This is a genomic window from Rhodococcus coprophilus NBRC 100603 (assembly GCF_001895045.1).
Taxonomy (GTDB): Bacteria; Actinomycetota; Actinomycetes; order Mycobacteriales; family Mycobacteriaceae; genus Rhodococcus; species Rhodococcus coprophilus.
Map to the genome: position 1 here is coordinate 16,107 of NZ_BDAM01000007.1, position 11,402 is coordinate 27,508.

Here is an 11,402-nt window from a genome sequence, read left to right on the forward strand (position 1 = left end):
AGTGACGAGGTGACGGGTGGATGTCACATGAAGCGACCGCCGGTGACCTCGAGTACGGTCCCGGTCATGTAGGACGACATGTCCGACGCGAGAAAGAGTGCAACCGAGGCGATTTCACCGACTTCTCCGGGGCGGCCCATCGGAATCTCGCTCATCTTCTGATCCCACGCCTTCTGCGGCATGGCCTCGGTCATCGCGGACCGGATCAGGCCGGGCTGGATTGCGTTGACGCGCACGCCGTGATGCGCCATTTCTTTCGCGGCCGCTTTCGTCAGGCCGACGATGCCTGCCTTCGCTGCCGAGTAGTTCGTCTGACCGACCATCCCCACCTTGCCGGACAACGACGAGATGTTGACGATCGCACCACGCTTGGCGTCACGCATGATCGCCGACGCTTTCCGGGTGCCGTTCCACGTGCCCTTGAGGTGAACGCCGATCACGAGGTCGAAGTCCTCCTCGGTCATCGTGCGCATGGTGGCATCGCGGGTGATGCCCGCGTTGTTGACCACCACGTCGAGCGAACCGAACCCTTCGACAGCCTCTGCCAGTAGTGCGTCCCAGTCCTTCGCCACGACGACATCACTGCGCACGGCACGGGCAACCTCGCGACTCCCGAGTTTTTCCGCCGCCGCGGTGGCCGCGTCGAGGTCCAGGTCACCGATCACCACACGAGCACCCGCTTCGACGAATTCGCGGGCGATGGCGAAACCGATCCCCTGTGCTCCACCGGTGACGACAGCAGTGCGGTTCTCCAGCAAAGACATCAGGTTTCCTTTCGGCGGGTCGAGAAACGCCCGTGAGCAGGTCGATGCGTCGAATATAACGGTGGGATACGGCCTCACACTCCTTCCGATCCATCGACAATGCCTATACGGCGATGGCGCCATTCGTATTGGACATGCCGCGCAGGCAAGACGGAAAGTGGAGGTCATGACACTCTCGACACAGGCGGCAGAGGTCGACGACGACGACTTCCGCGAGATCCTCACCCAGACCCGTGCGTTCGTGCGCAACGTGGTCGTGCCGCGGGAACAGGAGATTGCCGAGACGAACGCGATCCCCGACGACATCCGCCGGGCCGCGAAGGACATGGGCCTGTTCGGATACGCGATTCCGCAGCAGTGGGGTGGGCTCGGCCTGAACCTCGCCCAGGACGTCGAACTCGCGATGGAGTTCGGCTACACCACACTGGCATTGCGGTCGATGTTCGGGACCAACAACGGAATTGCCGGTCAGGTCCTCGTCAACTTCGGCACCGACGAACAGAAGCAGCAGTGGCTCGAGGGCATCGCGTCCGGAGAAGTCGTCGCATCCTTCGCGCTCACCGAACCCGGCGCCGGATCGAACCCGTCGGGACTGCGCACCAAGGCGGTGCGCGACGGTGACGACTGGGTGATCACCGGCGAGAAGCGGTTCATCACCAACGCTCCGCTTGCCGACCTGTTCGTCGTCTTCGCCCGCACCCGTCCCGCCGACGACCGCGGCCCGGGTATCGCGGTGTTCCTCGTTCCCGCCGGCACCGACGGCGTCGAGGTCGGTAGCAAAGACGCGAAGATGGGACAGGAAGGCGCCTGGACCTCCGACGTGCACTTCGACGGCGTACGGGTTCCCGCCTCCGCACTGGTCGGAGGCAATGAGGACGTGGGGTACAAGGCCGCGATGGTGTCGCTGGCCCGGGGACGCGTGCACATCGCCGCCCTGTCGGTGGGGCAGGCGCAGCGGGCGCTCGACGAGTCGGTCGCCTATGCCGCGACCGCGACACAGGGCGGCACACCCATCGGCGACTTCCAGTTGGTCCAGGCGATGCTCGCCGATCAGCAGACCGGTGTGATGGCCGGTCGCGCGCTGGTGCGCGACGCGGCACGGGCCTGGGTCGACGAGACCGACCGGCGCATCGCGCCGTCGGTGGCGAAGCTCTACTGCACCGAAATGGCAGGCAAGGTCGCAGATCTGGCGGTCCAGATCCACGGCGGCACCGGATACATGCGCGAGGTGCCGGTCGAGCGGATCTACCGCGACGTGCGTCTGCTGCGACTGTACGAGGGCACCAGCGAGATCCAGCGTCTGATCATCGGTGGCGGACTGGTCAAGCAGGCTCAACGCGGCTGACCCTCGGTCGCGGGCCGGCGACGGGAGGGTGTGGAATCCCGCTGGACTCCACACCCGAACCCGTAGCAGACCGAACCCGTAGTCCCTCAGCTGATTTCGAGTTCACCCATCCGCGACCACTCCGTGCCGGGAATCTCCGTGTTGAGGATGCGCGGGGTCTCGGCGAGGGCCGGTCGCATCGCGTCGAGTCCGTTGCGGAAGTGGTCGGACTTCACGTGGGCTGCTCCGGCGTCCCCGTCCCTGAATGCCTCGACGAGAACGAATTCGGACGGGTCGTCCACGCTCCGGGACCAGTCGAACCACAGGTTCCCGGGTTCCTTCCGGGTCGACTCCGTGAACTCCGCCGTCGTGGCGAGCCAGTCGTCCTGATGCTCGGGCAGCACCTTGAAGCGGACCACGATGAAGATCATCTTGCCTCCGGTCAGTAGATGTTCGAGGGACGGATCATGCCTTCGGCGAGGTCGCCGAAGCCGGGCGCGTGGATCGCCCCGGGATTGCCCACGACCTCCTCGACCACGGCCGTCTCGGTCGTGATGAGCAGCGCCGCGATCGAGGCCGCACTTTCGAAGGCCGCCCGGGTGACCTTGAACGGATCGATCACGCCCTCGTCGAACATATCGCCGTACTCACCGGTGAGTGCATTGAACCCGTGACCGAGCGGCAATCCTTCGACCACCTGAACCACGTGATCGCCGTCGAATCCCGCATTGATCGCGATGCGACGCACGGGTTCGGCGAGCGCCCGTCGCACGACATCACGCCCGACCGCTTCGTCCCCCGGAAGATCCAGGCCGGCCAGTGCTCGGTGCGCCTGCCCCAGCGCGGTGCCACCACCGGCGACCACACCCTCCTCCAATGCCGCGCGCGTCGCGGCGAGCGCGTCCTCGACCCGCAACATCCGTTCCTTGAGTTCGACGCTGGTGGCGCCACCGACCTTGATGACGGCGACACTTCCGGTCAGTCGCGCCAGGCGGAGCTGTAGGGCGTCCTGGTCGGCATCGAGCCGGGCGCGACCGAGTTGGGCCTCGAGCTGCGCGACGCGGGCCTCCACGAGTTTCGGATCGCCGTGACCGCCGACGATCGTCGTATCGTTCTCGGTCACCGTGACGCGGTCGCATGATCCGAGGTGATCGGCGGTGACCTCCGACAGTTCGATGCCGGTGTCCATGGCGACGACGTGGCCTCCGAGCGCCACTGCGAGATCCTCGAGTTCCGCGACCCTCCGGTGCCCGAAGCCGGGGGCGCGCACGACGACGGACTGCATCGTCTTGTGCATGTTGCCGCCGACGAGCAGGTGCAAGGCCGGCCCGTCGACGTCCTCGGCCAGCACGACCAGAGGCCGGTCCGCCCGCTTGGCCGCCTCGATACTCGGCATGATGTCCTGCACCTGGCTGATCTTCTTGTTGGTGAGCAGCACCAGGGGGTTCTCGTGGACGGACTCCATCCGCTCGGGGTCGGTGATCATGTACCCCGAGATGTAGCCGTGGTCGAACTCGATTCCGTCGACGACGTCCACGGACATCCCGAGCGTGTCCGATTCCTCGGTGGTGACGACGCCGGAGCGTCCGGCGTGGACGACCGCATCGGCAATGACCTCGCCGATCGAGTCGTCGTCACCGGCTGCGAGCGACGCGATGCGAGCGAGGTCGTCGCGGTCCCTGATCTGCACGGAGTGGGTGCGGACCGCATCGACGACGACGGGGACCGTGCGCTCGATACCGCGACGCACACGCATCGGGTTGGCACCGGCCTCGACGGCGCGGAGCCCTTCTCGCACCATGGCTTGCGCGAGCACAGTCGCGGTGGTTGTTCCGTCGCCCACCGCGCCGTTGGTCTTCATCGCGACTTCCTTGACCAACTGCGCTCCCATGTTGGCGAAGGGGTCGCGAAGCTGGATCTCGCGGGCGATCGTGACACCGTCGTTGGTGATGGTCGGGGGACCGGTCAGTTTCTCCAGTACTGCGTTACGGCCCTTGGGGCCGAGTGTCACCTTCACCGCGTCGGCGAGGGCGTTGACTCCGTATTCCAGCAGCGTGCGGGCTTCCTGCTCGAACCGCAGATCCTTGGCCATGTACAGATTCCTTCCGTGAGCGGTGCGCGGTTCAGGGGACGAGGATCGCGCGGCCCCGGACGCGGCCGGCGTCGAGGTCGTCGATCGCCCGCTGGAAGTCGCCGAGCGGGTATTTCGTGGTGTGGAGCCCGACCTTGCCCTGCGCGGCGAGAACCATCAGGTCCTGCAGGTCGTTGTAGGAGCCGACGAGATTGCCGATGAAGTTGATCTCCGTCGAGATGATGTCGATGGTCGGGACATCGATGTTCTCGCCGTAGCCGACGACGTAGTAGCTGCCGGCACGTCGCAGCATCGCCACGCCCTCCTCGGTTGCACCGCCCTCGCCCACGAAGTCGACGACAGCTTCGGCGCCGTTGCCACCGGTGAGATCGAGGACCTGCTGCACGTGGGTGCCGTCCGCGACGATCGCGTGGTCGGCGCCGATCTCGGCCGCGAGTTTCACAGCGTCGGGATTTCGGTCGACTACGACGAGGGTGGCGGCCGAGATCGCCTTCAATACCTGAATGCCGATGTGGCCGAGACCGCCGGCGCCGATCATCACACAGGTGTCGCCGGGGCGAAGCACTTTCGCCGCCTTGGCAACTGCGTGATAGGCCGTCAGGCCGGCGTCGGCGAGGGCTGCGACATCTGCGGGTTCGAGCGAGTCGTCGATCCGCACGACGCTACGGGCCGTGGTCCGCAGGAATTCCGCGTAGCCGCCGTTGGTGTCGATGCCGGGAAAGGCGCTGTTCTCGCAGTGGACGTCGTCGCCGGAACGGCACGCACGGCACTGTCCGCACGTGATCAACGGGTGCAGGATCACCTTGTCGCCCACCGCGACGTTGGTGACCGCGTCGCCGATCGCGTGCACCCAGCCGGCGTTCTCGTGGCCGATCGTGTACGGCAGTTCGACGCCGCTCTTCCCTGCCCACTGGCCTTCGAGGATGTGGATGTCGGTGCGGCACAGCCCGGCTCCGCCGATGCGCACGATCACGTCGAACGGGCCTTCCACTTCCGGTTCCGGAATCTCGGTGAGCTGGAGTTTCGTGTGGTAGCCCACGACCTGCACGGCCTTCATGACACCCTCCTGACTGGAACGGACGAGGTTGATCGGACGTCGACGATCCGTGGTCCTGCGGTGCCGTCGTCGTCTGCGTAGCGGGTGGCGAGCAGGCCCCGGCAGAAATGGGAGTTGCCTTCGATGGAGATCCGCACGGACTTCGCGAACCGCAGGCGCATCGGGATCGCATCCGGCGCGATCGGTGTGCCGTCGTCGTCGACGAATACCCGCCCGGCCGGACACAGCGTCAGGCCGATCGCGAGGCGACGGCGGAGCAGAGCCGACCTGTACCGGCCCGCCGGGATGTCACGCAAAGTCAGCGACGGGAGGGCATCGAGCGTCAGTGCGGTCTCGCGGAGGAGCGCTTCGACGCACCGTTCGAGTGCCGCGAGATGCGCTTTTCGGAGAAAGGTGCGCCGCAGGTCGTCGAGGCTGTCCACCGCCTCGACCCCGAAGGTCCCCTGATATCCCGCTTTTGCCGCAAGACCGCTGTTGATCTTCTGACTGTCGTGGTGATCGTCGAGCAGGACCCGAACCCGTCCCACCCCTGCGACGCCCTCGAGCACGTCCTGCGCATCCGAGACCATCAGGTAGGCGAAATTGGGTGAGCAGAAGGCTGTGGGCAGGCGCAGGTGCACGGTCACACCCTCGTCGTCGAGCAGCACCGAACGGACGAACCCGAGATCGGTGATGGGCTCGTCCAGTTCGGGATCTACGACCTCCGACAACGCCCCAAGGACATCGTCGGAGGTCACCGATTCGCCGGTCATGACGACACCGCATCCTGCGCGCCCGCGGCGACGTCGACCCCTTCCTGTCCTGCCGGCTCGGCGAGCCGCAACTCGGAGGGCACGTCGATGTCGTAGAGCGCGGCGGCGTTGAGACCGAGGATCTTCTTCTTCTGGTCGACCGTCAGGGGTGCGTACTCCGTCATGTCCTCCGGGATCTGGAAGTCGACGAACTTCTCGATCAGCCATCGCGGTGTCCACAGGGCGTAGTCGCTCGAGAAGAGAATCTTGTCCTCCCCGATCCAGTACATGAGCTCACCGATGATCTGCGCGAAATAGCGTGGGCGGGTGTGGATGAACGGGATCGCCACCGCCAGGCCGCCGTACACGTTCGACTCCTGGGTCGCGATCCAGCAGAAGTCCTCGAGGCGGGGCAGACCGACATGTTCGACGATGAACCGAAGATCGGTGTAATCGGTAGCTACCTTGTCGACGTCGGCGACGTCGAAGGCATCGCGGTCCAGCGGCCGGATCGTCGGTCCTTTGTGGACATGAATGTTCTTGATACCCAGTTCGATACATTCTTCCAGGTACCGGCGTGACCACATGTCGTCGAGCTTGTATCCGCGTGAGTCGCCGAACCATTCGGCGGTGTAGAGCTTGACCCCCTGCAGATTCATGCTCTCGGCGTCCCGGCGCAACTGCTCGAGGCCTGCCTCCCCGTTCCGCGGATCGTAGGCGTGGTTGTAGGTGAGCTTGCCGGGATGCTTGCGGGTCAGCGCAAGACACTCCTCCGTCTGCCCGAAACCGGTTTTGTAGAACTCGCTCAGCAGAGTCGCCTGGAAGATGGCGTGGTCGACGTAACCGTCGACGAACAGGTCCTTCATGAACCTCTCGCTGCCGTAGTAGGCGTAGGTGTCGAAGTCCCACACCTCCTCCTGCGGACTGAGATTCTTGTGGTAGTCGTAGAAGCAGTCGATGAACTGCTGGCCGTGGATGTTCCTCAGGTTGGAAGGACGCGCGTCCCAGATATGAACGTGCGAATCGACGATGAAGTAGTTTTCGTCGTCTTTGGTGTACATACCGTCCTCGATTCCTAGGGCGCGGTGAGGTCGAAGCCGATGTACTCGGCGGCGTCCTCGGGGCTGGCGAACAACATGGTCCTGTCGTCGAGATGGACCATGCGTCCGTAATGGGTGGAACTGATCTCTTCGAAGACGGATCCGTCGAACTCGCTGCCGAGCGCGTCGGTGAGTTCGTCGTAGTCGAACTCGAGAAGCTTCGTGCCGTCGACGCGGATCATCGAGGGGTACTCCGTCAAGTCCACCCCCTCCTTGGCGCCCATCACGTCCGCGACGACACGTCCGATAGGCGTATTCATGAGAGTCACACCGCATCTGTCGGAGATCTCGGTAGAGGATCCGAAATTCATAGTCACTGTTCCAGCTCCTTCGGTGCTTCCAGGCCGATCTCCTCGAGCAGAGTTCGGAACTTGGTCGAGGCGGATTCGAGACTCGTGGCGAACGTGATCGCCTTGTCGGACGGTTGCGACCAGATCGGCTGCAGCGACCGGGCCGCCTCGATGCAACGCGGCACCCATGTGCTCATCCAGGCGGAGAACAGTTCCTTGTTCGCTTCTCCGAATTCTTCGTCCCGCGTGAGCATCCGGAACAGCGCTCGCGTGTATGCGAGATCGCGGTCGTAGTCGTGCTCGCCGGTGCCGACGATCGTCGGCGTGATGTAGTCGCCGTTCCGCGCTGCGATCTGCATGATCAGCTCGGATCTGAAGAGTGATCCCACCAACTGCTCATAGACGATGTTGGTGGCGAACAGCAGTTCGCACCAGTCGCCCACCGCAGTCAGCCGTTCGACAACCTCGCGGGTCGCCTGCCACTCGGGAGCGGACTGCCAGACCTCCTTGTGCACCGTTCCGTCGAACGGCACACCGGATTCGGAGAGGTCGAGGTTGAACAGCGCGAGATCCTGCGCGAAACGTAGCTTGTGCGCCGCGTTGACCGCCACCGCGGTGTTGATCATGTTGGTCGGACCGGACCGCTGTATCGAGGTGAACACATGCAGTCCCAGACCGTGCTCTGCGTGCATCCATGCACCGAGATTCCGCGCGATGAAGGTGAGCCAGGGAGTGTTCCAGACCTCGTACGCATCGGCTCGTTTCGCGTTCTTCAGGCACAGGTCCACCTGCCGGACGACCGCCGCGTTGTTACGGTAGATCGATTGGTCCCATTCTTCGTTGGGATCCCGGAACTGGTGCCAGTCCGACGATTTCGCGACAGTCCATTCCTTCGGGTAGCCACCTGGGCCGTTAGCGAACCCGTAGATCCAGCCCTGGCTCAGGTACCGCTCGGGGTCCGGTTGCACGTCGACCGTGACGTCCTCGTAGGTTGTCGCCCGCAGCTTCGCGGGCTTGTAGTAGTTGTACGTGCGGCTCTTCGAACTCGGGAACTCCAGGGCGCCGGCCTCGGCATCGGTGAACTCGATACGGGGGAAACTGCGCCGCGCGGGATCTGCGGTGGCGGTCATCTGCGGATTCTCCTGTCGCTGGGACGAAATGGGGAACTCGATCACTCGAAGGTCGGGCTGGTGAACTTGTCGTAGAAGATCTGGTCCTTGGGCACGCCTCTGCTCTCGAGCAGGTCCAAGGTCGCGTCGACCATCGGAGGCGGACCGCAGAGGTATGTCTCGCACCGGTGCAGTTCGCTCTCGCGGGCTCCCACGACGTCCGGGACCATTCCCGTCTCCACTCCCGTAACCCCGTCGGGAAGAGAGTCCGAATTCTCGGACAAGCATGGCACGAAGACGAAGTCCCGTAACGTATTTGCGAAATCTCGTATCTCGTCGAGGTAGAAGAGATCGGCGGCGGTGCGGGCACCGTAGTAGAAGCGGACCGGCCGGGGATCTCCGGTGTCACTCATGTGCCGGAGCAACGACAGAATGGGCGCCATCCCCGCCCCTCCACCGATGCAGACGACGGGGAGTACGTGGCCTTCCTTGAGGGTCGACGATCCGTAGGGTCCGTTCAGGTGCACCTCGTCGCCGACGGTCAATCCGCCGTCCAGCAGGCCCGAAAAGACCCCGCCCGGATACTTTTTGACAAGGAACTGGACACGATCGGAGGTCGCGGGCGCGGTGGCCATCGAGAACGAGCGGTGGTCCTCCGTGCCCGGGATGGTGATGTCGGCGTACTGCCCCGCCTTGAATTCGAAGATCTCCGGCTCGAGCGGCCGGAGGACGAGGGAGACGATGTCCCTGGTCACCGGCTCGATCGCGAGCACCCGGGCGCGCACGTTCTGAATCGGCACACCGCCGAGAAGTTCGTCCTTGTCGAAGTTGAGCAGCTCGATGGTGCAATCGCTGTACGAATGTGCGCGGCAGAGTAATACATAACCTTCCTCCACCTCCGAGTCGTTGCACGCGAACGTCGAGTACCGATCCATCTGGATCTCGCCGTCGAGGACGTAGGACTTGCAGGCCGAGCACTGCCCCTCACGACATCCGTGCATCAGGTGGATGCCCTGCCGGAAGGCCGCGTCGAGAATCTTCTCGTCCTCGTCGACGTCCATCTCTATGTCGACGGGTTCGAAGTGGATGCGGTGAGTGTCGGCCACCGTAGACCTCCTGTGCTTCGAGGGGAGGACCCGGCCGGTGCAGATGCAGGAGTGCATTCGCGCCGGCCGGATCCAGTTGCGTCAGAGCGGAGTCGCCCCGGCCCGGTACTGCGCGACGTGCGCTTCACGTTCTGAATCGGTCATCTGGTTCAGCAGCACGTTGGGGCTCTGGAAGGTATTTCCCCGCACGTCGTCGAGAGTCCACATCTTCTTCGGGTCGAGATCGAGGTGTGGCTGCCCGATCAGGGTCTTGCCGTCGTCGCGCACGTACCCGAGGTCCTGGACGATGTCGGCGAGATCCTTGTCGTGGTGCAGCGTCTCCCATTCGCGGAAGCCGGTGAGGCGACCCATGTTCGGCGTCTCACGACCCTCGTACTCGGCACGGAAGGCGACGGCGTCGGTCCAGTAGCAGGGCTCGGAACAGTAGGTGCGCCACTGGCCGTCGACCTTCTCCACCACCATGTCCTCGCGGATCAGGCACGGCACCATGCAGGTCCAGCACCGGTGGGGATACTGGTATCCGACGTCCTCGAATGCGATCGGCTTGTTGCGTCCGGGATGCGCGAGGCGGTTGTAGTTCTCCCACCACTTGCCGAACTTCGAGTACCAGCCGGGGTACTTCTCCTCGAACCATTCGAAGTCGGCGTCCGTCATAGCGTCGATCCGCCAGTAGTTGACCGGCCAGCCGGTCGCGAAGAAGCGGGCCACCTCGTGCACGTAGCTCTTCTCGGTGATGCGCTTCCATGCCTCCTCGACGAGATCGTGCGGGATGGTCAACCCGTACTTCTCGAGGGGCAGCAGGTAGCTGCGGTAGTAATCGTCGTAGATCCATCGCCGCCACATCTCCGCATAGGATTCGCGATCCTTCCGGCGGTCCTTCGTGCCGTACTCGATGAACGTGCCGATAGCGGCGTCGACGACGCAGTGATTGTTCCACCACGCATAACGCAGGTCCCGTTCGAGCAGCGGACGGTTGCGTTCGTCTGCGAGGGCCATGAGCAGGATGGAATAGCCGTTGGAGATGTGCCGGGACTCGTCCGACTGCACCGAATGGAAGACCGTGGGCAGGAGGTAGTCGCCGTTGGCTGCGGCCTCGTCCGGCATCGCCACGAAAAGCGTATTGGTGAAAGCGGTTTCCGCGACCACCGTGAGGTAGATGTTCGCCGCGGTGATCGCGTCACCTGTGATGAAGCCTTCACCGAACTGGCGGCCGATGGTGCCGGCGTAGTTGTTCGCGAACGCCTTCTCCGTGATATCGAATCCCGCGGGATCGATGTAGTTGTTCATGTAAAGCTTCTTGAGGTTCATCTGGATCGTCGAGTGACGAACCTCGTCGATCATCTGCACCGCGAGCCCGTTGTGGATCTCTGGATTCGGTACGGCGTCGATCGCCATGGGCATGGCACGCGCCGCCGAAATCTCGGGAAACGGGATGATCGACAGGAACAACTTCTGCCATTCGAGCCACCGCTGCTGGACCTGACGGAACATGTTGCCGCGGATCGCGCCGTCCATCGCGCCGTAGACGCGGTTGTCCTTCTCCTCTTCCATGGGGAAGTACGACCGCATGATCTGCTTCAGCGGATCCTTCTTCGGCGCCCGCTCGAAGGTGTAGTCGGTGCCGAAACGGGTCGCTGGGGTCGCGAAGGTGGGCTCCCACGACAGTTCGGTGATCTTCGCATGCGCCTTGGTGAGGCTCTGCCTGCTCAATGTGTGCCTCCTGGATCGGGAGCCGGCTGACACCGGCCGTCGGGAGATCGGGGTTCTGCGATACAACCGCGGAAGCGACGCACAATCTGTCTCAATGTGAGACTTGGATCACAGTCGGT

Annotated in this window: 11 protein-coding genes; 1 reads left to right on the plus strand and 10 read right to left on the minus strand. The window is 64.0% G+C overall.

Annotation, left to right across the window (positions count from 1 at the left end; all coding sequences use genetic code 11):
* Positions 1-23: 23 nt before the first annotated feature.
* Positions 24-764 carry a 3-oxoacyl-ACP reductase FabG gene (gene fabG, locus RDCOP1_RS11975; protein WP_072700795.1) on the minus strand — a complete coding sequence of 247 codons (741 nt, stop codon included), beginning with the start codon at positions 762-764 and terminating at the stop codon, positions 24-26.
* Between the two features lie 166 nt (positions 765-930).
* On the opposite strand from fabG, the gene RDCOP1_RS11980 reads away from it, so the two are divergent.
* The gene (locus RDCOP1_RS11980; RefSeq protein WP_072701428.1) at positions 931-2,109 is read left to right on the plus strand and encodes an acyl-CoA dehydrogenase family protein; all 1,179 of its coding nucleotides are present in this window, start codon (positions 931-933) and stop codon (positions 2,107-2,109) included.
* 86 nt (positions 2,110-2,195) lie between these two features.
* Here RDCOP1_RS11980 and RDCOP1_RS11985 read toward each other — a convergent pair whose 3' ends face one another.
* The 9 genes from RDCOP1_RS11985 to RDCOP1_RS12025 all read right to left on the minus strand — a co-directional run bounded on the left by RDCOP1_RS11985 (position 2,196) and on the right by RDCOP1_RS12025 (position 11,283).
* Positions 2,196-2,519, minus strand: a complete 324-nt coding sequence (locus RDCOP1_RS11985; RefSeq protein WP_072700797.1) for a putative quinol monooxygenase — start codon at positions 2,517-2,519, stop codon at positions 2,196-2,198.
* An 11-nt stretch (positions 2,520-2,530) separates the two neighbouring features.
* On the minus strand, positions 2,531-4,180 hold the full coding sequence (gene groL, locus RDCOP1_RS11990) for a chaperonin GroEL (protein WP_072700799.1): 1,650 nt from the start codon (positions 4,178-4,180) through the stop codon (positions 2,531-2,533).
* Between the two features lie 31 nt (positions 4,181-4,211).
* Positions 4,212-5,237, minus strand: coding sequence for an NAD(P)-dependent alcohol dehydrogenase (locus RDCOP1_RS11995; RefSeq protein ID WP_072700800.1), 1,026 nt, complete (start codon positions 5,235-5,237; stop codon positions 4,212-4,214).
* Positions 5,234-5,989, minus strand: coding sequence for a metal-sulfur cluster assembly factor (locus RDCOP1_RS12000; protein ID WP_072700802.1), 756 nt, complete (start codon positions 5,987-5,989; stop codon positions 5,234-5,236). Before RDCOP1_RS12000 ends, RDCOP1_RS11995 begins: the two co-directional genes overlap by 4 nt.
* Complete coding sequence (locus RDCOP1_RS12005) at positions 5,986-7,029, minus strand: amidohydrolase family protein (protein WP_072700804.1); 1,044 nt, start codon at positions 7,027-7,029, stop codon at positions 5,986-5,988. Before RDCOP1_RS12005 ends, RDCOP1_RS12000 begins: the two co-directional genes overlap by 4 nt.
* A 14-nt stretch (positions 7,030-7,043) precedes the next feature.
* Entirely contained in the window at positions 7,044-7,385 is a 342-nt protein-coding gene (gene mimD / locus RDCOP1_RS12010; protein ID WP_072700805.1) for a propane 2-monooxygenase effector subunit MimD, read from the minus strand.
* On the minus strand, positions 7,382-8,488 hold the full coding sequence (locus tag RDCOP1_RS12015; protein ID WP_072701430.1) for an aromatic/alkene monooxygenase hydroxylase subunit beta: 1,107 nt from the start codon (positions 8,486-8,488) through the stop codon (positions 7,382-7,384). The genes mimD and RDCOP1_RS12015 overlap by 4 nt, the downstream gene beginning before the upstream one ends.
* 41 nt (positions 8,489-8,529) lie before the next feature.
* Positions 8,530-9,573, minus strand: a complete 1,044-nt coding sequence (locus RDCOP1_RS12020) for a 2Fe-2S iron-sulfur cluster-binding protein (RefSeq protein ID WP_072700808.1) — start codon at positions 9,571-9,573, stop codon at positions 8,530-8,532.
* An 81-nt stretch (positions 9,574-9,654) separates the two neighbouring features.
* Entirely contained in the window at positions 9,655-11,283 is a 1,629-nt protein-coding gene (locus tag RDCOP1_RS12025) for an aromatic/alkene/methane monooxygenase hydroxylase/oxygenase subunit alpha (protein ID WP_072700810.1), read from the minus strand.
* Positions 11,284-11,402 lie beyond the last annotated feature (119 nt).

Excerpts from the sequence above, each read along its gene's own strand:
- fabG (WP_072700795.1), bottom strand. The coding sequence starts at position 764 with ATGTCTTTGCTGGAGAACCGCACTGCTGTCGTCACCGGTGGAGCACAG.
- RDCOP1_RS12015 (WP_072701430.1), bottom strand. The coding sequence starts at position 8,488 with ATGACCGCCACCGCAGATCCCGCGCGGCGCAGTTTCCCCCGTATCGAG.
- RDCOP1_RS12005 (WP_072700804.1), bottom strand. The coding sequence starts at position 7,029 with ATGTACACCAAAGACGACGAAAACTACTTCATCGTCGATTCGCACGTT.
- RDCOP1_RS11980 (WP_072701428.1), top strand. The coding sequence starts at position 931 with ATGACACTCTCGACACAGGCGGCAGAGGTCGACGACGACGACTTCCGC.
- RDCOP1_RS11995 (WP_072700800.1), bottom strand. The coding sequence starts at position 5,237 with ATGAAGGCCGTGCAGGTCGTGGGCTACCACACGAAACTCCAGCTCACC.
- groL (WP_072700799.1), bottom strand. The coding sequence starts at position 4,180 with ATGGCCAAGGATCTGCGGTTCGAGCAGGAAGCCCGCACGCTGCTGGAA.
- RDCOP1_RS12000 (WP_072700802.1), bottom strand. The coding sequence starts at position 5,989 with ATGACCGGCGAATCGGTGACCTCCGACGATGTCCTTGGGGCGTTGTCG.
- RDCOP1_RS11985 (WP_072700797.1), bottom strand. The coding sequence starts at position 2,519 with ATGATCTTCATCGTGGTCCGCTTCAAGGTGCTGCCCGAGCATCAGGAC.